The sequence below is a fragment of the Bartonella sp. AR 15-3 genome (assembly GCF_002022445.1).
GTDB lineage: Bacteria > Pseudomonadota > Alphaproteobacteria > Rhizobiales > Rhizobiaceae > Bartonella.
In genome coordinates this window covers 840,116-865,231 of record NZ_MUYE01000001.1, presented here as the reverse complement: position 1 = coordinate 865,231, position 25,116 = coordinate 840,116, and the positions used below count along the sequence as shown (strand labels likewise).

Annotated in this window: 16 protein-coding genes and 1 pseudogene; 14 read left to right on the top strand and 3 right to left on the bottom strand. The window is 34.7% G+C overall.

The window, feature by feature from the left end; translation table 11 throughout:
- Positions 1-10: 10 nt before the first annotated feature.
- A complete protein-coding gene (gene secD, locus BAR153v2_RS03865) occupies positions 11-2,536 on the bottom strand; it encodes a protein translocase subunit SecD (RefSeq protein WP_078680394.1) in 2,526 nt (841 codons plus the stop codon).
- 575 nt (positions 2,537-3,111) lie between these two features.
- On the opposite strand from secD, the gene BAR153v2_RS03860 reads away from it, so the two are divergent.
- Complete coding sequence (locus tag BAR153v2_RS03860; protein WP_244548625.1) at positions 3,112-5,496, top strand: mechanosensitive ion channel family protein; 2,385 nt, start codon at positions 3,112-3,114, stop codon at positions 5,494-5,496.
- Between the two features lie 527 nt (positions 5,497-6,023).
- Positions 6,024-7,043 carry a ketol-acid reductoisomerase gene (ilvC, locus tag BAR153v2_RS03855; protein WP_078680393.1) on the top strand — a complete coding sequence of 340 codons (1,020 nt, stop codon included), beginning with the start codon at positions 6,024-6,026 and terminating at the stop codon, positions 7,041-7,043.
- A gap of 63 nt (positions 7,044-7,106) precedes the next feature.
- Here ilvC and BAR153v2_RS03850 read toward each other — a convergent pair whose 3' ends face one another.
- Together BAR153v2_RS03850 and BAR153v2_RS03845 are read right to left on the bottom strand one after the other, a co-directional pair.
- Positions 7,107-8,516 (bottom strand): amino acid permease, encoded by a 1,410-nt coding sequence (locus BAR153v2_RS03850; RefSeq protein WP_078680392.1) that lies wholly within the window; start codon positions 8,514-8,516, stop codon positions 7,107-7,109.
- 1,728 nt (positions 8,517-10,244) lie between these two features.
- Positions 10,245-12,134, bottom strand: coding sequence for a peptidyl-prolyl cis-trans isomerase (locus tag BAR153v2_RS03845; RefSeq protein WP_078680391.1), 1,890 nt, complete (start codon positions 12,132-12,134; stop codon positions 10,245-10,247).
- Between the two features lie 154 nt (positions 12,135-12,288).
- Here BAR153v2_RS03845 and tpiA point away from each other — a divergent pair, with 154 nt between their 5' ends.
- The 12 genes and pseudogenes from tpiA to lipA all read left to right on the top strand — a co-directional run bounded on the left by tpiA (position 12,289) and on the right by lipA (position 25,114).
- Positions 12,289-13,053, top strand: coding sequence for a triose-phosphate isomerase (gene tpiA, locus BAR153v2_RS03840; RefSeq protein WP_078680390.1), 765 nt, complete (start codon positions 12,289-12,291; stop codon positions 13,051-13,053).
- Positions 13,054-13,132: 79 nt separating this feature from the next.
- Positions 13,133-13,570 (top strand): preprotein translocase subunit SecG, encoded by a 438-nt coding sequence (gene secG, locus BAR153v2_RS03835; RefSeq protein ID WP_078680389.1) that lies wholly within the window; start codon positions 13,133-13,135, stop codon positions 13,568-13,570.
- Between the two features lie 139 nt (positions 13,571-13,709).
- Positions 13,710-15,338 carry a CTP synthase gene (locus tag BAR153v2_RS03830; protein ID WP_078680388.1) on the top strand — a complete coding sequence of 543 codons (1,629 nt, stop codon included), beginning with the start codon at positions 13,710-13,712 and terminating at the stop codon, positions 15,336-15,338.
- Between the two features lie 35 nt (positions 15,339-15,373).
- Positions 15,374-16,210 (top strand): 3-deoxy-8-phosphooctulonate synthase, encoded by an 837-nt coding sequence (gene kdsA / locus BAR153v2_RS03825; protein WP_078680387.1) that lies wholly within the window; start codon positions 15,374-15,376, stop codon positions 16,208-16,210.
- An 81-nt stretch (positions 16,211-16,291) separates the two neighbouring features.
- Complete coding sequence (gene eno, locus BAR153v2_RS03820) at positions 16,292-17,569, top strand: phosphopyruvate hydratase (protein WP_078680386.1); 1,278 nt, start codon at positions 16,292-16,294, stop codon at positions 17,567-17,569.
- Between the two features lie 102 nt (positions 17,570-17,671).
- Positions 17,672-18,075: pseudogene (locus BAR153v2_RS03815) on the top strand (hypothetical protein).
- A 124-nt stretch (positions 18,076-18,199) separates the two neighbouring features.
- Positions 18,200-18,541 carry a septum formation initiator family protein gene (locus BAR153v2_RS03810; RefSeq protein ID WP_078680385.1) on the top strand — a complete coding sequence of 114 codons (342 nt, stop codon included), beginning with the start codon at positions 18,200-18,202 and terminating at the stop codon, positions 18,539-18,541.
- A 111-nt stretch (positions 18,542-18,652) separates the two neighbouring features.
- Complete coding sequence (gene pdhA / locus BAR153v2_RS03805; RefSeq protein WP_078680384.1) at positions 18,653-19,693, top strand: pyruvate dehydrogenase (acetyl-transferring) E1 component subunit alpha; 1,041 nt, start codon at positions 18,653-18,655, stop codon at positions 19,691-19,693.
- 16 nt (positions 19,694-19,709) lie between these two features.
- On the top strand, positions 19,710-21,062 hold the full coding sequence (locus tag BAR153v2_RS03800; RefSeq protein ID WP_078680383.1) for a pyruvate dehydrogenase complex E1 component subunit beta: 1,353 nt from the start codon (positions 19,710-19,712) through the stop codon (positions 21,060-21,062).
- A gap of 14 nt (positions 21,063-21,076) precedes the next feature.
- Positions 21,077-22,399, top strand: a complete 1,323-nt coding sequence (locus BAR153v2_RS03795; RefSeq protein ID WP_078680382.1) for a pyruvate dehydrogenase complex dihydrolipoamide acetyltransferase — start codon at positions 21,077-21,079, stop codon at positions 22,397-22,399.
- A 224-nt stretch (positions 22,400-22,623) separates the two neighbouring features.
- The gene (gene lpdA / locus BAR153v2_RS03790) at positions 22,624-24,084 is read left to right on the top strand and encodes a dihydrolipoyl dehydrogenase (RefSeq protein WP_078680381.1); all 1,461 of its coding nucleotides are present in this window, start codon (positions 22,624-22,626) and stop codon (positions 24,082-24,084) included.
- 73 nt (positions 24,085-24,157) lie between these two features.
- Positions 24,158-25,114 carry a lipoyl synthase gene (gene lipA, locus BAR153v2_RS03785; RefSeq protein WP_078680380.1) on the top strand — a complete coding sequence of 319 codons (957 nt, stop codon included), beginning with the start codon at positions 24,158-24,160 and terminating at the stop codon, positions 25,112-25,114.
- Positions 25,115-25,116 lie beyond the last annotated feature (2 nt).

Sequence of the window (25,116 nt, the reverse complement as noted above, 5' to 3'; positions counted from 1 at the left end):
ACGCGCTATTTTAATTAGTAGTTATATAATTTGAATTGTTGTTTCTTTTATTTTTCCTATAGCACCAATTATTTAATAATAATAAAATGGGAGCTGCAATAAAAATAGAAGAGGATGTTGCAATAATAATCCCAAAGACTATCGGCCACGCAAAATTATTAACAGCACTTCCTCCCCATAGAGCCATAGGTAACATAGCTAATACCGTAGTGGCTGATGTAAAAATACAGCGTATAAAAACCTGATTAATTGAAAGATCAATTATTTCACGCAGTGGTGTTTGTTTATAAAGACGCATATTTTCACGCATTCGATCATACACAACGACTTTATCGTTAATTGAATAACCAACAATTGTCAAAAGAGCAGCAATGGCTGTTAAATTGAAATCAAATTGAAATAAAACAAAAAAACCAATCATTTTTGTAATATCAAGGATAAGTGTAACTATTGCTCCGATCGCAAAAAACCATTCAAAGCGCCACCAGATATAGAGAGACATAGCGGCTATTGCTAGAATGACAGCAGTAACACCAGCTGTAGCAAGCTCACCTGAAATTTTAGGACCAACAATTTCTGTTTGATCAAATATTGTATCTGGGTAAATGCTTTGCAAAGTTTTTTTGACTTTATCAATAGCAATAGTGTGTTGAATTTCTCCACCACTTTGTTGCTGTATGCGAATCAGTATCGTATTTTCATTATCAATATTCTGTAGTGTAACTTCACCAATATTAAGAGCAGAAAGATGTGAACGCAAAGTTGCCAAATTTGCAGGTGTTTTTGTCGTAATGGTCATTTGGCTGCCACCAACGAAATCAATTCCAAAGTTTAAACCAGGTTTAAAAAACAAAAAAATTGAAAACAGAGATAAAACAATTGAAATAGCAATACCAATGAAACGAGCATTCATGAAACGAAAAGTGGTATTTTTAGGGATAAAATTGAAAAAAGACTGAAGTTTCAGTTTTTTTATTTTCCATTTATTCACTACCCAAATCATCATAATTCGTACTATGGTGATTTCAGTAAACATCGATATAATAATGCCAAGCAACATTGTTACAGCAAAACCGCGAACTGGGCCGGTACCAAACCAAAATAGTAAAACAGTTGCAATAACAGCTGTCACATTGGCATCAAGAATAGTTGCAAAAGCTTGTTTAAATCCACGATCTAAAGCAGCGAAGGCACTTATATCTTTTTGGCTTTCTTCGCGAATACGTTCATTAATTAAAATATTGGCATCAACAGCGATACCAATACCTAAAATAATACCAGCAATGCCAGGTAAGGTAAGTGTTGCACCAAGAAGACTTAGAGCAGAGAATATCAAAATAGCATGCAATGCTATTGCTATATCAGCAATAATACCCCAGATGCCGTATAAAAGAAAAATAAAGACTGTAACGAGAATAAAGCCTATAATGCCTGTATATAAGCCCATTTTGATAGAATCAGCACCAAGATTTGGACCTACAGTTCTTTCTTCAATAACAGTTAATGGTGCCGGTAAAGCACCAGCTCTTAGTAGAGCAGCAAGAGTTGATGCTTCTTTAGAATCAAAATTGCCTGTAATTTGTCCTTGTCCATTAGGGATGACACTATTAATGACGGGAGCAGTTAAGACTTTATTATCAAGAACAATTGCAAAAGGACGATTAATATGTTGGCGTGTTATTTCTGCAAATATCTTTGAACCGATAGAATTCATAGTGAATGAGATGATAGAGCGCCCTGGTATTTGCGGATCAAATCCTGCCCGTGCATCTTTAAGAACATTTCCATCTAAAGCAATTTGGTCATAAATTGCATATTTTTGATTTGCATCAGTATAACCAGAAAGAATTGAAACACCTATAGGTGGATTATTGATATCGACATTAGAAGCTACAAGATGAAAAGTCATTTTAGCAGTAGTTCCTATAAGATCACGTAATTGTTTTGGATCTTGTAGGCCAGGCAATTGAACCATAATACGATTGGTTCCTACCTTTTGGATAGCAGGTTCAGTAACACCGACTTGATCAATACGACGGCGAATAATTTCCAAGCTTTGCTCGATAGCTTTGCTAACACGATCATTTATACCAGATTCAGTTAATGTCACACGAATAGTTTCATTTTGATTATTAATCGCAATGTCACTAGTTGTCGTACCAAAGCTATTGTGTATAGGCGTGATCAATGTTTCTAAAGTAGTAACGGTTTTTTTATTTTGTGTGGTATCATAAAGAACAACAACAATACTATCTTCAATGATGCGAATACTGGATGTATGAATTTTTGCTTCACGCAATTTTGTACGTACATTACTTAAAACTGTACGTAACTGATCTCTCTTTAATGTTTTGGTATCTACTTCGAGTAAAAGGGAAGAGCCTCCCTGAAGGTCAAGCCCAAGTGTTACATGGGTATTAGGCAGGAATTTTGAATTTTTGATTTGCTCTTGCGAAAATAAGTTCGGCAAGGCAACATAAATGCCGCTTAAAAGAATGAAACAATAAATAGTAGCCAGCCAAGCAGGTGTACGCATGATATATTCCAATTAGTAGATACGTTAAAATAACCAAAATTAGACAAGAAAAAAGTAAAATAAAATTGTTTTTATAAATCAAGTAAAAGGAGGTAAATGTCGATTTAAAAATTTTGCGTTTAAAGACTTTGAAAGTATATAGAAAAATTATGGCAAGAATTGAAAACACATTCAATACTAATATATTTTGAAGAAGTACAGCTATTAAGTTATGGTATTCATAGGATATTGCAATTTTTTATTTACAACTTTTATAATGAAACTGATTATATCTGTTTCTTTGAGAAAAGAGCACTATTTAAATTTTACAATCATTGAGTTGTTTAGATAGATATAGGTTTTTGAACCAAATATTATCCAAAATGCTAGAATTGGATAAAAAAGACAAATTATAAAGAAAAAGAATTTCTTTTTTACAATGTGAATGCAAAAAAACACAGTTAAGTGCTTTTTTCTATTGTTGATTTTAACTTATACTTATCAGCATTATTGGATGAGAGAAGGTTTTTATAAGCTTGTTTTATAAAAAACGAGATGTTTATCGCATATCATAATTTTAAGGGAGTACTCAATAAATGCTTATTCTTAAGATAAATATGTCTTCACTTTTAAATAGAAACTTCCTTTTTTCCTTAGTTTTTCTAATCAATGTTTTCTCTAGTTTTAGTGCATGCGGAGATTTAGTATCACCAACTGCGACAGTCGTACAGTCGTCAATAGGTTCACAATCAGTTGATAGAATTATTCAACAACAGGAAACGGTTATTGAGACTCTTGTGCAGAATATTAAAATTTTACAAACAAACTTAGAAAGCAAGTCAGAAGATATACATGTTTTAACAAAATGGAGATTACAGGCACGAGATGTCAGTAAACGAGCTATAGATGGGGTATTTGTTTTGCGTACTTCTCTTAATGAAGTTAATGAGATTATCGATCAGTCGACTGCATTAGATGATAATCCAAAAAAATTGGAAAGCGAAAGAAAAAAATACTCAAATATCATAGAGCAAAAAAATAGAATTAATAAAGCAATTCATCAATTGGAGGAAATATTTTTAGCTGCAAATGAGATAGAAAAACTGACAATTCCTCAGTCTCGAGAACTTTTTGTATATATGTTTAAACAAGTTAAATTTTCAATATCAATGCTTCAAGAGGTTGTTGAAAAAACAAAAGAGGCCTTTTTTGAATTTATTTTATTATTTGATTCTTGGTGGAAATTTGTATTTTATTTTAAACCTTTACAATTATTTTATGCTTTTTTTATTCCATCTGTTGTTACTTTAGGTCTTTCATATTTTTCTAGTAAATTTATTACGTATGTAAAGTCTTATGTTTTCAAAGAGAATGATGAGGTATCTTATCTACAGCGTTTATTGATTGTTTTGATTTCAATTTTACTGCCTTCTTTTGTATGTGCTATTTATGTTTATTTAACCTTATTTTTATTTCGTAGTTTTGGTGTAGATGTAGGAATAATTACAGACGTATTTCATACAATTGGGCATCAAATTATATTGATCTTTTTACTCAATCGTACAGCAGTCATTCTTTTATTACCGTATAGACCGAAGATACGTCTTTTAAATGTTACGCCGTTGGCTGCATATCAATTGATAATTTGTGTGACTCTTTTAGGTGTAGTGTTTGCATTGGATGCGGTTCTGGATAGTATTTATCGAATAATATCAGCGTCTTTTTCTTTGATTATTGCAAAAAGCTTTATTGCTGTTTCTCTTGTAGGAATTTTGTTGTTTATTATCTCGTTTATACCTTTGCAATTTAAGCACAAAAGTACAAGAGAGGAAACTCCATCTTGGTTGTTTTATATACGTATTTTGCTTATTATACTTGGAGTATTGCTAATTATAATGAATTTCTTAGGTTATATTGGTTTAGCTCGTTTTATTATGCAACAAATTGTGATTTGTAGTGTATTTTTGGTGTTAATGTATCTGGGAATGCGAAGCGCTTGTGCTATGGGAAACGAAGGAGAGCTTATCAGAACGGGTGTTGGTCGCGCTTTGATGAAAAAGTTGCATTTAGAAGAAAAAGCAATGAATCGATTGGGGATTATTAGCAGCATTTTTTTAAATTTGGTTGTTATTGTATTTTGCGCAATACCAATTGTTATGCAGTTTGGTTTTTCATATTCAGATATGAAAACAATATTATGGCAATTAATGACTAATATTCAAATTGGGAATATATCTATTTCTTTGATTTCTATTATCATGGGAATAATCGTTTTTTTTATTTTTTTGTTTTTTAGCCGCTTATTTATTAGTTGGTTAGATAGTACGATAATGGTGCGTGGAGAGTTCGATTCTGGTGTACGTAATTCTATCAAAACGGTCATAAATTATAGTGGTATTGCTTTATCAGCCTTAGTAGGATTATCAATTGCAGGATTCAATGTTAGAAATTTTGCACTTATTGCTGGTGGGCTTTCGCTTGGTATTGGTTTTGGTCTGCAGAATATCGTCCAGAATTTCGTGTCTGGCCTTATTATTCTGATTGGGAGGCCGTTTAAATTGGGAGATTATATAGAAGCTGGGGCAGTGCACGGTATTGTAAAACGTATTAGTGTACGTGCGACAGAACTTGAAACATTTCAGCGACAAACAATTATTGTTCCCAATTCAAGCCTTATTAATAATAATGTGAGTAATTGGACTCGTCCTAGTAAAATGGGGCGAATTGATGTACCTTTAACTGTTTCAACTAACGTTGATCCAGAACGTGTTGTTGAAATATTGTTGGAAGTTGCTTCAACAATAGAAGGAGTTTTAAAAAATCCTGAGCCACAGGCCAGTTTTACGGCATTTGATAGTAAAAATTTTTCATTTACGTTAGCTGTTTATGTGCCCAATATTACCTCTACATCTAAAGTTACTAATGCACTTCGTTTTATACTTTATAAACGTTTTGTTAAAGAAGGAATTGTGGAATGCTAAAACATGATTGTATTTTTTGCGATAATCTTATTAGATATTTTTACTACAAAAATTTTTTATGCAGTGATTAAAGATGCTCATTCAAAAGTGTAGCTTCTTGTTTTGCTAAAAGGAAAATTCTTTCAGATATTCACTTAGTTTCACTCACACAGTTATAAGAGTTGTATGAAAAACTATTTTATTGCTATTTGCTAATAGACGAGCATTTTATAATGAAAATGGATAGTAATATATATTAAGGAGGGTAAGGTATTTCTAGAATAGGATAGTTTATTATTTTGCATAATATATTAGTTCCTATAAAATTATCACTAAATTTTATTTTTAGATCTAAATATACTTTTAAATTTTTTCCAATTTATAATTTGTTGTTTGCAATATGAAAATTTAAATTTATTAAACCTCATCTTATTATAAGTAATGGTGTGATTATTTCCGAGATATAAAGTACTTAAGAGGAAGAGATTGCTTGTTGTCCATAAAATTTCTGAGCTTAAATTTAAATATGGTTATAAGGAAGTATTGTTATGCATGTTTATTATGATAGTGATGCAGACGTTAATTTAATTAAGAGAAAAAAAGTAGCAATTGTTGGTTATGGTTCTCAAGGATGTGCACATGCCTTAAATCTTAAGGATTCTGGTGTTAAAGAGCTAAAAATTGCTTTGCGATCAGGGTCAGAAACAGTTAAAAAAGCTGAAACAGAGGGTTTTGAAGTTGTTGATGTTGTTGATGCAGCAAAGTGGGCAGACTTCATTATGATGGCAGCACCTGATGAATTGCAGGCGGATATTTATAAAGATTTTATTCATGATTATCTACGTGATGGAGCAGCAATTGCTTTTGCTCATGGATTTAATATCCATTTTAACTTAATTAAAGTTAAAAAAACAATCGATGTTGTAATGGTTGCACCTAAAGGGCCAGGTTATGCGGTACGTAGTGCATATCGACGTGATAGTGGTGTACCTTGTTTAATTGCAATTGAACAAGATAGTTCAGGACAGGCTCATGATATAGCATTGTCTTATGCTTGTAATATTGGCGGTGGGCGTGCTGGTGTGATTAAAACAACGTTTAGAGAAGAATGTGAAACGGATCTTTTTGGTGAACAAGTCGTGCTTTGTGGTGGGCTGGTTGAGCTTATTCGTGCAGGATTTGAAACGCTGACAGAAGCAGGTTATGCGCCAGAAATGGCTTATTTTGAATGCTTACATGAAGTTAAATTAATTGTTGATCTTCTTTATGAAGGTGGTATTTCCAATATGAATCGTTCGATTTCCAATACAGCTGAATGGGGCGAATATATATCTGGTCCACGTATAATTACTGGTGAAACTAAGGCTGAAATGAAACGTATTTTGAAGGATATTCAGACAGGTAAATTTACATCAGATTGGATACAAGAGTATAAAACCGGAGCAACTCATTTTAAAAGTATGCGACATTTAAATAATGTCCATCCCATTGAAGAAGTTGGTAAAAAAATTCGTAAGATGATACCATCTTTTAAATCTGGTATGTTAGTTGATAAAGAAGGCTATTAAATTTTTATTGAATTAGTCCAAAATGATAGATTATATAAAAGAGTAAAGAAGTTATTCTTCTATTTAATGTGTAAGTTTCTTATCTCTGATAAAGCCTTTTGTTCCAAAAATAGAATACATAATTCCTAAGAAAATAAACCACAATGGGGTGCATTTTAAAGCTATTAAAGTATCGGATTCTAGTGTTAATAAAAAAAGAATGAAAGCGAAGAAAGCTAGAATAATCCAACACATAAAAGTGCCTCCCGGCATTTTATAGGTAGAAGTAATGTGTTGTGCAGGATAGTTGCGACGATAAATCATATAACTAATTAAAATTATAGACCATACAAATATAAATAAAATTGCTGCAATAGTGGTGATAATTGTAAAGGCGCTTATAGTTGTTGGAGATAATAACAAAAGTGTATAGCTTAATACAACACATAAACAAGAGAAGAATAGTGCATTAGCTGGAACATAATTTTTAGAAAGTTTCCCTAAAAAACTAGGAGCTCCTCGTTTAGTAGCAAGGCCATATATCATACGGCTAGTAGAAAAGATTCCACTATTTGCAGAAGAAGCAGCTGATATGAGAACAATAAAATTAACTAATCCAGCAGCAGTTGGAATACCAGCTAGCAAAAACATGTCCACAAATGGACTTTTATCTGCAGAAACCTGATTCCAAGGTGTAACTGACATAATTACAATGAGAGAAAAAATATAAAAAAATACGATACGGATAGGAATTGAGTTGATCGCTTTTGGGAGGACTTTTTCTGGTTCTTTGACTTCAGCTGCAGTTATTCCAGCTAATTCAATACCAACGAAAGAAAAAATGCTAATTTGAAATCCTGCAAAGAAACCTGCAATACCTTGAGGAAAAATATCTCCATTATTCCACACATTACGGAGAGAGGAAATGGTACCATATGGAGAAGTGAAGCCAATAAAGATCATATAAGATCCAATAACGATTAATGCTAGAATTGCTATAATTTTAATAAGGCCAAACCAAAATTCAAGCTCGCCAAATAATTTTACTGCTATGAGATTAAATATTAAGAAGAAAACAATACAAATGAGAACAGGAATCCATGGATTAAGTTCATACCACCAAAATTGTACATAATTGGTTATTGCAATAATATCTGCTGTTCCGGTTACAATCCAACATAACCAATAAGTCCAGCCGATAAAGAATCCAATCTTTGGTCCTAAAAAATGAGCTGAAAAATCAATAAAAGACTGGTATTCTGTATTTGAGAGAAGCAATTCTCCCATAGCGCGCATTACAAAATAAAGAACACAACCGATAATAGCGTAAACTAATATGATTGAAGGACCAGAAATACTAATTGTTTTTCCTGAACCCATGAATAGACCGGTTCCAATAGCACCGCTGATGGCAATGAGTTGTACATGACGATTGCCCAATCCACGTTGTAATTTCTTTTGATGATTTTCAGCTAAATTTTGTTTATAGTCCATTTTTATGAAGACCTCCTTATTATTAAGGCTTAAATTACGCTAAAAAAGGCGATTACTCATATAGACGCATGATATAAGTGAGTCGTAAAAAAGAAAACATTTTTAATGATTTTAAATGACCTATAAATTCAAAAATGCAGTGAGCTGATAATGACTTTATTATTTTATTTGGATGAGTAACAATAGAAACTTAGCTATAGCACTCTAACTACTCTTTGGAACTTGAATTGTTTTTTTCTGGGCTAATGCATAAATGTCATTCTCGTTTATATAGAAAAAACTATTTTCATGCTATCCATGTATTCTGATATCTGTTTGGTTGTAGGAGCTTTTCAATTATCTCAATCATTTTTTCTAAGTCATTGACTGCATCTACTTTCATTATTCTCTGTACTTGAAATTCAAAATACTATCAATATTATAGGCTTATATTGGGATTATTATTTTATCTTTATACACTTAAAATTTTAAAAAAAGCAATAAAATACTTTTTGTTTTTTATTGTTAATATTTTAGGAAGGAATAAGTCCTCTTAAATAAAATAGCAGATTTATGAATGAAGCAGTTGAAGGTTAAGAGGCATATATATTAGTTTATAATTTCCTCTTTTATAAATTAAAGTGGTTAAAGCTAATTGTAGTAACCATTTTGCTTGTTGTGTTTGTGGGAATAGGAGTCTTACACGCTATAAGAGATAAAATTTACATATCAAGTCAAAAAATTTTTCTAAAAAGGTAAGTAAATCCAGTATAGTTTTGAGGAAAATAATATTACTAATGATAATGCAAAAAAGCATAAATTATGTTCTGCTAGTATTAAATCAAGAAAAAGTCATGCTGAGGAGGAAGAGTTTAGGTTTATCAGATGTTTTAATAGCACTTGAAAAGAAGGGGCACTAATTAATATACAAGGATAAATAATTAGAGAAAGTCCTCCTAAATTGAAAGTGGGAGCCATTGCTCCACAAGTTTCGAGCTATCTTCTTTTTCCTATATGTTTTTACTTAATACTTTTTTGAATAGGGAGTAAGTCTCAGTAATAAGTTATGTTGTTCTTTTTATTGGCAGTATAATTTTGGATACTTACCAATCTCTCAATATTTGGGAAAGCTCATAATGTTTGTTATTTCGATTAGGGAGACCGTAATCAATAATATTGTGTGATTGGTAGTTATTTAACAAAATTATGATCATTTCTAAAAAAGAGCGTGTTGTTTTCTTTAATAGTAAATTTCATTTTACATAATTTATAGAGGTAAATGGAAACTACATTTTTGAGGTATTTTCCAGTTCGATATACTTAGTTTGAGTATAGAAGCTACTTTGAAGATTAATATCTAATTATTTAATATAATGTGTAATTTTATCGTGATCTTTTATTTAGCACAAGCTTTTAAAAGTAGGAGATTCTCCAGACTAGTTTTTCAGTTGAAATATACTGTACAGTACTAATTAATCTATCGGGAAGCTATGCAAGAAAATTAAAAAGAATATAAAAAGGGTAAAATATATCAGGAACTACACTAGTTATAATATCTTTTGCTTAGCTAGGCGTTATTGCTCTTTATATTCAGCAATTATTCTCACAAGGAGAATGAAGGTTTAGTTGAAGATCTTTATATAAAATCAGATTGATGTACGTTATATCAATAGTCTATGATAAATGTGACCATTAGGTTAGACAAATATATATTTTTATTTAGACAAGAAAAAATTATAATTTTATACTTTATTGAAAATTATTGAAAATCCGAGTGTAATTAGAGTTATTGATTTCTATAGGATATTCTTTATTTGCAACTTGTAACATTTCTAATTTTAAATCTTCTCTTATCATCATATCTATATTAGTACGTATATCAGGTAAAAGAGTATGAGCTGTAATATCTTCAGGTATGATTGATGTCGTTATTTTATAAATAATACGATTTTCCGCATTTACACCTTTTACTACGCCGTAATGATCTTGGGGATCATAAAAAAGTGCTTTAACTCCTTCAACGCCGAAGATTTGTGATGAATCTTGGCGTCGCAGAGCTGGAGTTGTTTGTTTTATAATACCAAGCTCTGTTGCAAGAGCATCAAGGCTTTTTCCGTTAGCTAGTTGTTTGAGAATATCTTGAGCTTTTTCATCAAGAAGACGCTGAATTTCTTCCTCTCTCCATTGAATAATGACGTTTTGTTTTGCTTCTGAAAGTGTTCTATCACGGGCAGGAATAATCGTATCTACTTGATACCAGAGATATCCTCCTTCTGGAAGAGAAAGTGGGTCCATATCGATATTTTCACGTGATTGATAAATAGCATTTAATAAAATATCTTTTTGAGGTAAGTCTGTGAGTGATATTCCTTCGGTTGTCTTTCCTGTTTTATCAATAGTAATTTTGCGTAGAGGCAATTTATACTGTTTTGCCAGCTCTGCAAGAGAAGCACCTTCAAAACGAGCATTTTCAATTTCTGTATACTTATTACGTACATGAGTTGTAGCATAGTTTTTGGCAAGTATTTGGCGAATCTCCTTTTCTACCTTTTGAAGGGGAATTTGAGTTGAAGGCGTAATATGTGCGACGCGAATAATTACAGGACCTTGCAAATCATTAATGACAGCACTAATTTGCCCTTTTTTGAGCTCAAAAATTTCAGATGCTAAATGATTAGGAAGCTCATTTTCTGCTAGAGGTCCTTTCGTTATATCACTGAGTTTTTTTTTCTCTTCTTTAACTAAGGCATCAAAACTTAAGCCCTCGGCTATTTTTTTTGCTGCATTATCAGCGGCCTCACGTGTAGAGAAACGTAGTTCTTCAATTGTACGTTTTTCAGGAATAATAAAACGCGAAGCATTTTGAGTATAATAAGTCTGTATTTCATTTACTGAGACGTCTTGTGGTTTTAAAAATTCTTCTGATGTTATAGATAATAAAGAGACAGTACGATATTCTGGAGCACGAAATTTTTTCTTGTGGGTATTAAACCATTTTTCTAATATCTCTTGATTAGGATCAGCAACTTTTTCCTCTTTTTTTAGATCTATAACGAGATAATCAGCGATGCGTTTTTCTTCGTGATAAGTAGCAAGTGCTTTGTAGAAAATATTTGGTGCTTTCATACCAGATAATGAAGCTAAAATAAGCTGCTTACGTTTTTCTTTTTTTGTATAATAGTTTAAGAAATTCCTTTCGTTAGTATGTAATCGTTGGAGATAGTTGAGAAATAAATCGCGATTAAAGGCTCTATTACGTTGAAAAATATTATCGTTACTAATGATTCGGGCTAGCATATCTTTTGAAAGATTAATTTTCATTTTACGCGCTTGTTCATCAAAAAGGACATCCTGTTGCAACTGATTTAGCACAAAAACGGGAATTTTATATCTCTGTATTTCATCTGGTGTAAACATTCGTCCAAGATGAGAAGTAATGGCTAAACGTAAACTTTGATCAGCAAGTGCGAGACGATAATTATCAATAGTTATTGTAGATTTCCCAGAAGTAAGAAGCTCCTTTTCATTCATTATATGTAATTGTGGTACACCCCATAGAAATATAAAGCATAAAAGCAAAGTGGTAAGAAAAATCTTGGCAACCCAAGAATTTACAGCGTTTCTTATGGTCTCAAGCATTATTCTATTAATCCTACAATTGGGTATATTGATTATTAACAGTGATAGAATTTGCAATAAAGATGAAGAAGATGCAAGCTTAAAGACTTGCTTTTGTTGTATAATTTGATACTTAACGCAAAAAATATATTAAGATGGCCTTTGAGGTGAAAATATGGTTTCGGATCTCCAACCTTTGATTGCTGGAAATTGGAAAATGAATGGAACAGGCGAATCTCTTGGAGAGCTGCGGGCTATTGCTGCTGGTGTTAGCTCTGATTTGGGTCGTTTGTTTGAGGCACTTATTTGTGTTCCAGCGACACTTTTGTCACGTGCTTCTGATATATTACATGATGAAAAGCTTTTTTTAGGAGGACAAAATTGCCATTTTGACAGGAATGGCCCTTATACTGGAGATGTTTCAGCATTTATGCTTAAAGAGGCTGGAGCTAGGTATGTTATTATTGGACATTCAGAGCGTCGTATAGCCTATCATGAAAATGATGCTGTTGTTTGTGCTAAAGTAAAAGCTGCATGGCGAGAAGGTCTTGTTTCTCTTGTTTGTGTTGGTGAGACGTTAGAGGAACGTGAAGATGGTAAGGTATTTGATGTCATCAAACAGCAGCTTGAAGATTCTTTGCCAGATGGTTCAACAGGAAAGAATACAGTTATCGCTTATGAGCCGGTGTGGGCTATAGGTACGGGGAAAATTCCTACTTTGACAGATGTTGAGAAGATCCATAGTTTTATTCGTGAAAAGATTAGCTTTCGCTTTGGTGATAATGGGTATAAAATACGCCTGCTTTATGGCGGATCAGTAACGTCGTCTAATGCATTTGAGCTTTTGAGCATTCCCCATGTTAATGGTGCTTTGATCGGTGGAGCAAGTTTGAAAGCAGTTGATTTTTTAAATATTTGCGATGTTTATCGTAGATTATAAGGAGTAAATCATAATTACCTCTTGGATTATATTTAATTTATGTGTAGGTAGTTGTGAGTAATTATAAAGAGCAAAATTTATGCAAACAGTACTAATTGTTATTCATTTTTTGGTTGTTATCGCTTTGGTCGGTGTTGTGTTACTCCAGCCTTCGGAAGGCGGTGGATTTGGTGGTAGTTCAGGCTTTATAAATACCCGTGGTACCAAAAGCGCATTGACGCGCTTGACGACTCTTTTAGCAATTTGTTTTTTCGCAATATCAATTGGCCTTATTGTGATTGGAAATTTATCAAATTCTGGTTCTGATATTCTCAATCGTATTCCAATTAACTCGGAACAAAATTCAATAAAAGAGAATACGTCAGAGAGTACACCATCAGTTGGGGATGAAGCTCAGCCTTCTATTATTGATCAATTGGGTAGTATTCCTGGATCTTCTCAACAACAAAATGGTTCAGCTGTACCTAAAAATGAAGATCCACTTCCTCCACCAGTGGGTAATCCGATTTCTAAATAATAAGCCTAAGTGGTTTTATATAAATTAGTATAGATCATTATGAAGTATTGTTTTCCGCACTTTTGTTTTGTGAAATAAAGATTGTTTTTTTAATTTTTTACTAGAAAAATCATCATGGATTATTTATCATCACGATCCCATGGCACGTTATATTTTTATTACTGGTGGTGTGGTTTCTTCTCTTGGAAAAGGCATTGCTGCGGCAGCTTTAGCGGCATTACTTCGGGCTCGTGGTTATCACGTACGGATCCGAAAACTTGATCCTTATTTGAATGTTGACCCAGGGACAATGTCGCCTTATCAACATGGTGAAGTATTTGTTACTGATGACGGTACAGAAGCAGATCTTGATCTTGGCCATTATGAGCGTTTTACTGGTTGTTCTACGAATAGCCAAGATAATATTACGACGGGGCGTATTTATCGCAATATCATTGAACGAGAACGGCGTGGTGATTATTTAGGGGCAACTGTTCAGGTTATTCCACATGTTACAGATGAAATTAAGAAATTCATTACTACGGGTAATGAAGAGTTTGATTTTATTTTGTGTGAAATAGGTGGAACCGTTGGTGATATTGAGGCTATGCCTTTTCTTGAAGCAATTCGTCAGCTGCATAATGAATTGCCAAAGCAAAGTGCTATTTATGTGCACCTTACATTAATGCCCTATATTTCTTCTTCAGGAGAATTAAAGACAAAGCCGACACAACACTCTGTTAAAGAGTTACGAGCAATTGGTATTGCTCCTGACATTCTTTTAGTGCGTACAGATCGATCTATTCCAGAAGCAGAACGGCACAAGTTATCGCTTTTTTGTAATGTTCGTCCAAGTGCAGTTATTCAGGCATTAGATGTTTCAACGATTTATGATGTGCCTATGGCATATCATAAAGAAGGCTTAGATTCGCAAGTTCTTTCTACTTTTGGAATTGATTGTGCTCCTGAACCAAAAATGGATTGTTGGGAAGATATTACATATCGGATTCATCATCCTGAAGGAGAAGTTACAATTGCGATTGTTGGAAAATATATTGGTTTTAAAGATGCTTATAAATCTCTTATCGAGGCGATTGTGCATGGTGGGGTAGCAAATAAAGTAAGGGTTAATGTTGAATGGATTGAAGCAGAGCTTTTTGAAAAAGAAGATCCCATATCTTATTTAAAAAAAGTTCATGGGGTTTTAGTTCCTGGAGCTTTTGGCGCGCGTGGTGCAGAGGGTAAAATCGAAGCGATTCGATTCGCACGAGAAAATAAGATTCCCTTTTTAGGTATTTGCTTGGGTATGCAATTAGCCTGTATTGAGGTTGCACGCAATGTTGCAAATATTAAAAATGCTTCATCGAGTGAATTTTGCAACACAGAAGATGCAGTTGTGGGTTTAATGACCGAATGGTTTAAGGGGGATGTTTTTGAAAAGCGCACTGCATTTGGAAATCTTGGTGGCACGATGCGTCTTGGTTCTTTTGTGGCTGAATTAAAAAAAGGTAGCCATATTTCAAAAATTTATGGTGCTACAAAGATTTACGAGCGGCATCGTCACCGTTATGAGGTGAATATTCATTATAAAGATAGACTAGAGCAATGTGGATTAATTTTTTCTGGTATGTCGTTAGATGGCATGCTGCCAGAAACAGTAGAATATCTAGATCATCCATGGTTTATAGGTGTTCAATATCATCCAGAATTAAAATCGCGTCCATTTGATCCTCATCCACTTTTTTCTTCTTTTATTAAAGCTACTATAAAGCAAAGTAAGTTAGGATAGTTTATAAATTTATTTGCTTACTTTCGAGGAATGAAATGTTTAAATCAGACATCACTGTTAAAGTTGGAAATGTTGTTTTTTCAAATGAGGCACCGCTTTCTTTAATTGCAGGTCCTTGTCAAATGGAGAGTCGAGATCATGCTTTTGAAATGGCAGGACGGATTAAAACAATTACTGATCAGCTTGGTATTGGCTTTGTTTATAAATCTAGTTACGATAAAGCCAATAGAACATCTTTAAATGCGACACGTGGTATTGGTCTTGAGAAAGCAATAGCTATTTTTTCTGATCTTAAAAAGGAATTTGGATGTCCAGTTTTGACTGATGTGCATACAGAAGAGCAATGTATGAGAGTTGCTTCAGTTGTAGATGTTTTACAAATACCAGCTTTTTTATGCCGTCAAACAGATCTTTTAGTTTCAGCAGCTAGAACAGGATGTGTTATTAATATTAAAAAGGGACAATTTTTAGCTCCTTGGGATATGGAAAATGTCTTAGAAAAGGTGACTAAAAGTGGTAATCCTAACGTTATGCTTTGTGAGCGAGGCACTTCATTTGGTTATAATCATCTAGTTTCTGATATGCGTTCATTGCCAATTATGCGTTCATTTGGTGTTCCTGTTATTTTTGATGCTACGCATTCTGTGCAGGAACCAGGTGGCAGAGGGAGTTCATCTGGTGGACAACGTCAGTTTGTCGAAGTATTAGCACGTGCTGCCGTTTCTATTGGAGTAGCCGGTATTTTTTTGGAAACACATCAAGATCCAGATAACGCGCCCTCTGATGGTTTGAATATGATCAAAATTGATAATTTATATAGGTTACTTGAAATTTTGATAGATTTTGATCGTTTAGCAAAAAGAACAAATTAAATATCGAGCATAGGAAGTATTTTGCACTATGGTATTTGTGGATAAAGTTAATAAAGATTTTCGTTGAATGAGAGGTCTCGTATGACTGTAATTGTAGGTATTATTGGGCGTGAGGTTCTTGATAGTCGCGGTAATCCAACTGTAGAAGTTGATGTTCATTTAGAAGATGGAGCTTTTGGTCGTGCTATTGTTCCTTCAGGAGCATCGAGGGGTTCGCATGAAGCTGTAGAACTTCGTGATGGTGGTCTACGTTATCAAGGTAAAGGTGTTGAAAATGCTATTGCTGCAGTTAATGGTGAAATTTTTGAGGCCCTTATCGGACAAGATGCAAGAAACCAAAGAGCAATTGATCAAACAATGATTGCTTTAGATGGAACGCCTAATAAAGCCCGTCTTGGTGCTAATGCTATTCTTGGTGTTTCATTGGCAGTTGCAAAAGCCGCAGCAGAATCATTAAACTTACCCTTGTATCGTTATATTGGTGGTACGCAAGCACATGTTCTTCCCACTCCAATGATGAATATTATGAATGGGGGTGTTCATGCTGATAATCCAATCGATTTTCAAGAATTTATGATTATTCCAATTGGGGCACCTACACTGAAAGAAGCAGTTCGTTATGGTGCTGAAGTTTTTCATATGTTAAAAAAACATTTGCAAAATGCAGGCTATAATACCAATGTTGGCGATGAAGGTGGCTTCGCACCACATCTTAGGAATTCTAGTCAAGTAATTGACTTTATTGTAGATTCTATAATATCATGTGGATATAAACCGGGTGAACAAATTGCTATTGGTTTAGATTGTGCTTCAACAGAGTTTTATAAAGATGGTTCATATTTTTACACAGGTGAGAGTAAATATCGTAATACACAAGAACAGATAAAGTATTTGACTCAACTTGTTGATACTTACCCTATTATTACAATTGAAGATGGGATGGCTGAAGATGACTGGGAGGGTTGGAAGTTGCTGACCGATTCGATTGGTAAAAAATGTCAGTTGGTTGGTGATGATCTGTTTGCTACAAATTCAGCACGTTTACGGAATGGTATCAAAATGGGTGCGGCTAATTCTATTCTTATTAAAGTGAATCAGATTGGGACTCTAAGTGAGACACTTGATGCTATAGAAATAGCCCATAAAGCAGGCTATCGTGCTATTATTTCTCATCGTTCGGGTGACACAGAGGATTCTCTGATTGCGGATCTTGCAGTTGCGACTAACTGTGGACAAATTAAGACAGGTTCATTGGCGCGTTCGGATAGATTGGCGAAATATAATCAGCTTATTCGTATTGAAGAAATGCTAGGAACACAGGCTCGTTATTCAGGTAATTTTATTATTAATGGCTTTTAGTAGAAAGATAGAAAAACATTGTATTTTAAATATAATTTACACTGATAAATTAAGTATTTATGCATAGCGTTTTAATGTCCCGATTTTTTTTGAGAGGTAAGAATAAGGGGTATAGTTATTAGCCAAGAACAGGGCGTTTATCTTATATCAGGTGATGATGGTAAGCCTTATCAATTTGCAATTTGGGATTGCTTAGGAAAAAGTTCACTAGCAATTGGTGACTATCTTTATTTTGTATGTGAAGCTGGAGTTGTTAAGTCTGTATTTCCGATTTTAAAAAAGGAAATAAAACAATTAAAATTGATGCTTGCACTTATTTGTTGGTTTACTGGTATATTTGGTACTCGTCGCTTTATATTGGTAAAGTTGGGACTGGTATTGTAGTGCTTATTCTTTCTTTATCAGTCGTAGGGTTAATAGTTACTGCGGTTTGGGCAATTATTGATTTTGTCTTTATTTTAGCAGAAAGCTTTACTGACAAAAATGGGGACAAAATTACACATTAAAGAGCTTTATTATGGCAAGATAGCTTAAAAATAGCAATAGATCACTTGTATATGGTTGTTTTGGTAATGAGGTGTTAATTAAAGTAATGCATAGTTGAAACAAATATTAAAAAGACTATGCTGTATGTGGACAAAACAAAAACAGAGATCAATAAAAGCGCGCTTTATATTACCACTGGTAACAGTGGGAGTGTTGAGTTATTTTAGTTATCATATTTATCATGGAAAATATGGACTTTATTCACGTAGCAAAATTAATCAACATATCATTGAGTTAAAAGAAGAACTTCATCAAATAAAAACTGAGCGGATATCTATTGAAAAGCGTATTTCTCTTTTACGTGATGGGCATATTGAGAAGGATATGCTCGATGAGTATGTGCGGAAAAATTTAAACTTTTCCAAGTCGAATGAGCTAACAATTTTAATTTCTCCTACTGATCTGAATGAACTAAAAATTAATTAAGTTTAAAAAGATATTTAAACAGTTACTATAGTATAGTTGAACTGATTTATAATGCTTGTAACTTTTATTCGTAGAGGTTATTTCTAATAATCATCGAAGGGAGTTTAAAGTATGGTAGGACGGGCTAAAAAAAATTCTATGTCGACAGTGTATGCTGCATCATCAGATACCACTAAAACGGCAAAGATAGCTAATTTCACCAAAGAAGAAGAAATTGATGCTTATCGTGAAATGCTTTTGATTCGGCGTTTTGAAGAAAAAGCGGGACAACTGTATGGTATGGGCTTGATTGGTGGCTTTTGTCACCTTTATATCGGACAAGAAGCTGTTGTTACTGGTACATTAAAAGCAACAAAAGTAGGTGATCAAATTATCACATCTTATCGTGATCATGGTCATATGTTAGCTGCTGGTATGAGTCCACGTGGTGTGATGGCCGAATTAACGGGGCGTCAAGGTGGTTTTTCCAAAGGGAAGGGGGGCTCGATGCATATGTTTTCTAAGGAAAAAAATTTTTATGGGGGACATGGTATTGTTGGTGCGCAGGTTCCAATTGGCTCAGGTTTGGCATTTGCGAATCAGTATCTTGGTAAAGATAATGTAACGTTAGTTTATTTTGGTGATGGAGCCGCAAATCAAGGACAGGTTTATGAGAGTTTTAACATGGCTTCGCTTTGGAAACTCCCTGTTATTTATATTATTGAGAATAATCAGTATGCTATGGGAACATCAGTTTCTCGTGCATCTGCAGAAACTGATTTTTCTCGCCGGGGTCTTTCTTTTGAGATTCCAGGCATTGCCGTTGATGGTATGGACGTTCGTGCAGTGAAGGGGGCTGCTGATGAAGCAATTATTTGGGCCCGTTCGGGTAAAGGACCAATTATTCTTGATATGCAGACTTATCGCTATCGTGGCCATTCTATGTCTGATCCAGCGAAATATCGATCAAAAGAAGAGGTAGAAAAAATAAAATCTGAGCAAGATCCGATTAATCAAGTAAAAAGTCGTTTGATTAAACAAGGTTGGGCAAGTGAGGATGATTTAAAATTTATTGATAAAGAAGTACGTGCAATCGTAGCTGATGCAGCGGATTTTGCACAAAATGACCCAGAGCCAGATTCTTCTGAACTCTATACTGATATTTTAGTTTAAAACAGGGGAAGCAAGTATGCCCATTGATATTCTAATGCCGGCACTTTCGCCAACAATGGAAGAAGGTAAGCTATCTAAATGGCTTAAGAAAGAAGGTGATAAAGTTAGCTCTGGTGATGTAGTTGCTGAAATTGAAACGGATAAAGCAATAATGGAAGTGGAAGCTATTGATGAGGGTATTGTTGGTAGGATTTTTGTAGCTGAAGGTACTGAAAATGTTAAAGTGAATACTGTTATTGCAGTATTATTAGAAGAAGGTGAAAGTGCTGAAAATATTTCACAAACTTTAAAATCACAAGGAGGAGAGGCTGCTACTATGCTATCAGTCCCTGTACAACCTATTTTTGAAATCGCTTCTGATCCTGATATTCCTGGAAACACCGAAATGATTATGATGACAGTGCGTGAAGCCCTTAATCAGGCTATGGCTGAAGAAATGAGGCGCGATGAGACAGTTTTCTTAATGGGAGAAGAAGTAGCCCAATATCAGGGGGCCTATAAAGTTAGTCAAGGTTTATTAGAGGAATTTGGTGCACGCCGAGTTGTTGATACACCTATTACAGAGCACGGTTTTGCAGGGTTGGCTGTTGGTGCTGCATTCGGAGGCTTGCGTCCTATTGTTGAGTTTATGACATTTAACTTTGCTATGCAGGCGATAGATCAAATTATCAACTCAGCGGCAAAAACTCGTTATATGTCTGGTGGACAAATGTCTACTCCTATGGTTTTTCGTGGTCCCAATGGCGCTGCTGCGCGTGTTGGTGCACAACATTCGCAGTGTTATGCTGCATGGTATAGTCATGTGCCAGGCCTTAAGGTTATTATGCCTTATAATGCAGCAGATGCTAAGGGTTTGCTTAAGGCTGCTATTCGTGATGACAATCCTGTTATTTTCTTAGAAAACGAAATTCTTTATGGTCATCAGTTTGAAGTGCCAAAGATGGATGATTTCATTTTGCCTATTGGCAAAGCGCGGATCCATAAATCTGGTAAGGATGTAACAATTGTTTCTTTTGGAATTGGAATGCATTATGCGCTTCAAGCATTGCCGGAAATTGAAAAGCTTGGCATTGATGCTGAATTAATTGATTTACGAACTATTCGTCCAATGGATTTACCAACAATTATTGCTTCAGTTAAAAATACAGGTCGTTTGGTAACAATTGAAGAAGGCTATCCTCAGTCATCTGTTGGCACTGAAATAGCAACACGTGTTATGCAACAGGCTTTTGATTATCTTGATGCACCAATTGCTACAATTGCTGGAAAGGATGTACCTATGCCTTATGCAGCAAATCTTGAAAAATTGGCTTTGCCAAATATTGCTGAAATTGTCGAAGCCGTTAAGGCTGTAACTTATAAAGCATAATTGAGGAGAACACTATGCCTATTAAGATTACGATGCCTGCGCTTTCTCCTACAATGGAAGAAGGAAATTTATCAAAGTGGAATATCAAAGAAGGTGATAAGGTTGCATGCGGTGATATTATTGCTGAAATTGAAACAGATAAAGCAACAATGGAAGTAGAAGCTATTGATGAAGGAACGGTTGCTAAAATTGTTGTACCTGCTGGAACACAGAGAGTTAAAGTCAATAGCCTGATTGTTATTTTAGCAGAAGAAGGTGAGGATCTATTTGAAGCTGCAAAAATTGCAGAAGAAACTTCTTCTGTTGTAGTGAAAGAACCAAATATTAAACAATCGGTGGAATCAGTAAGTGTGCAAGCTGCTCATTCATCAACAAATCAGCAATTAGTACGACAAAATGTGGATAATAGACGTCTTTTTGCATCTCCTTTAGCGAGACGATTGGCAGCTCAGATGGGAATCGATTTATTACTTATTTCTGGCACTGGTCCTCATGGGCGTATCATTAAACGCGATGTGGAGAAAGCTCTGAATAATGGTATTGCAAGTTCTCATTCATTGCATATCGATCAGTCGATATCTTCAGGCACTTCTGATAGACAAATTTTACAATTGTTTAAAGAGAGTGAATATACATTCACACCTCATGATAATATGCGTAAAACAATTGCTAAGCGTTTAGTTGCATCAAAGCAGATGGTACCACATTTTTACGTAACTATAGATTGCGAATTAGATGCGTTATTGGAATTACGTACGCAATTAAACGCTGTTGTTCCAATGGTTGAGATGCAAGAAGGTATGAAAGCTGCTTATAAGCTATCCGTCAATGATATGATTATTAAAGCTGTAGCGCTTTCTTTGAAAGCTGTACCTGATGCTAATGTATCATGGCTTGAGGATGGAATGCTGTATCACAAACACTGTGATGTTGGTGTTGCTGTTTCTGTTCCGAATGGGTTAATGGTACCGATTATTCGCTGTGCAGAAGAGAAATCTTTGTCAATCATTTCTAATGAAATGAAAGATCTTGCAACGCGTGCTCGTGAACGTAAATTGAAAATGGAAGAATACCAAGGAGGGACAACAGCTGTATCAAATATGGGGATGTACGGTATAAAAAATTTTTCTGCTATTATTAATCCGCCGCATGCAACGATTTTTGCAATTGGTTCAGGCGAGAAGCGTGCTATTGTTAAGGATGGTGCATTAGCAATAGCAACAGTTATGTCAGTTACTCTTTCAGTTGATCATCGCGCTATTGATGGAGCACTAGCGGCAGAAGTTGCTCAGACTTTTAAGAAGGTAATTGAAAATCCATTAACGATGTTAATTTAAATTATTTTTAAATATTGTGCTCATGTGCTTAAGAGTGTGGAAGAATGTACTGAAAGAGATGGATCTCAATAATTTGATATGATGGTTTATAATCTCTTTTGATTTAATAAAGTTTTTCTATAGTATTTGAAACGGTATACATGAAAGAAGTTTGTCTATTAATTTTCAGTTTAAAGTTTGGATAATACATATCCATTTTTGCATATATCCATGGAGGGATTATTGTGGCAGGTCTTTATGATGTGATTGTGATTGGTTCAGGACCAGGTGGATATGTAACTGCGATTCGTGCGGCACAATGTGGTTTTAAGACTGCAATTGTTGAACGTGAGCATTTAGGCGGGATCTGTTTAAATTGGGGGTGTATCCCAACAAAAGCACTCTTACGTTCAGCAGAAATAAAACATTTTGCTGAGCATGCAAAAGATTATGGATTAAAGCTTAATGGTTCCATAGAAGTCGATATTAAAGATGTTGTACTACGTTCTCGCGGGGTTTCGGCGCGTTTAAATGCTGGTGTTGGTTTTTTATTGAAAAAAAACAAAATTGATATTATTTGGGGTGAAGCGAAACTAACAAAGGCAGCTAAAGGTAATCAGCCTGTAGAAATTATGGTTTCTGCATCATCAAAAAAAGTTATGCAGCCACAAAATCCAGTTCCTAAAGAGGTATTAGGGGAAGGAGCTTATCAGGCAAGGCATGTAATTATTGCTACTGGTGCACGTCCTCGTGTTCTTCCTGATATTAAACCAGATGGAAAACTCATTTGGACTTATTTTGAAGCTATGGTTCCTCCTGCTATGCCAAAATCTCTTTTAGTGATGGGATCTGGAGCGATAGGTATTGAATTCGCTTCTTTTTATCATGATATGGGTGCTGAGGTAACTGTTGTTGAAATGATGCCTCAAATTATGCCGGTTGAAGATATTGAAATTTCAACATTCGCTCGTAAACAGCTAGAGAAAAAGGGTATACGTATTCTTACTGAAGCAAAAGTGATCAAAGTTGAAAAAACTGCTGATTTTGTTACAACGCATATTGATGTTAAGGGTAAGATAGAAACAGTAATAGTTGATCGATTGATTTCAGCCGTTGGGGTTCAAGGTAATATTGAAAATCTTGGATTAGAAGCATTAGGTATCAAAACTGATCGTGGATGCATTATTACTGATGAATGGAGTCGGACAGGAGTGAAAGGAATTTACGCTATTGGTGACGTTGCTGGTCCTCCTATGTTGGCCCACAAGGCAGAGGAAGAAGGTGTAATATGTATTGAACATATTGCTGGTTTGAAGAGTGCTCATTCTCTTGATAAAACGAAAATTCCAGGATGCACATATTGTACGCCACAAGTTGCTTCTGTAGGACTTTCAGAAATGGCGGCAAAAGAAGCAGGTTATGATATACGTATTGGTCGCTACTTTTTTTCAGCGAATGGTAAGGCAATTGCTTTAGGAGAAGATCAAGGATTAGTTAAAACTATTTTTGATAGAAAAACAGGACAGCTTCTTGGTGCGCATATGGTAGGAGCAGAAGTGACAGAGCTCATTCAAGGTTTTGTTATTGCTATGAATCTTGAGACAACAGAAGAAGAATTAATGCACACTATTTTTCCACATCCGACATTATCAGAAATGATGAAAGAGAGTGTGTTAGATGCTTATGATCAGGTTTTAAATGCTTAATGATTAGGTTATATGCAAATCTGGATTATGTGATTTTTATCAACGTTTTATATCTAAAAGACAGAGGTCTTGAATGGTTACGGTGCTTGATAAAGTTACGAGTAGACGTATGCGGCATCCTGAAAAGGCGCATCTTCCTGATACAAGTATTCAGAAAAAACCGAATTGGATTCGTGTAAAAGCACCAGTGTCGCCAATATATAAGGAAACCTATAATGTGGTGCGTACCAATAAATTAGTTACCGTATGTGAGGAAGCAGGTTGTCCCAATATTGGCGAATGTTGGAGTAAACGACATGCCAGCTTTATGATTTTAGGTGAAATATGTACACGAGCTTGTGCTTTTTGTAATGTTGCAACAGGTATTCCATTTGCAGTTGATAATAATGAGCCAGAACGCGTAGCCGATGCTGTTGTGCAGATGGAATTGAAGCATGTTGTTATTACATCTGTTGATCGTGATGACCTTTCTGATGGTGGTGCACGGCATTTTGCCAAAGTTATTTACGCTATTCGCCAGAAAGCTCCAACGACAACAATTGAAGTATTAACGCCTGATTTTCGTAATAAGGATGGTGCATTGGAAATTGTTGTTGCTGCTAAGCCTGATGTTTTTAATCATAATTTGGAAACAGTGCCATCAAAATATTTGAAGGTACGTCCAGGAGCACGCTATTTTCATTCGATTCGGTTATTACAACGCGTTAAAGAACTTGATCCAACAATCTTCACAAAATCAGGAATTATGGTTGGGCTTGGGGAAGAACGGAATGAAATTCTTCAACTGATGGATGATTTGCGTTCTGCAGATGTTGATTTTATGACGATTGGGCAATATTTGCAGCCTACGCGAAAACATCATCCTATCATTCGTTTTGTAAATCCTGAAGAGTTTGAGTCATTTGCCAAAATTGGCAAAGTAAAGGGTTTTTTACATATGGCTTCTCACCCTTTGACACGTTCATCTCACCATGCGGGAGATGATTTTGAAGCTTTGCAAAAAGCACGTGCTGAAAAATTTTCCCAATAGAG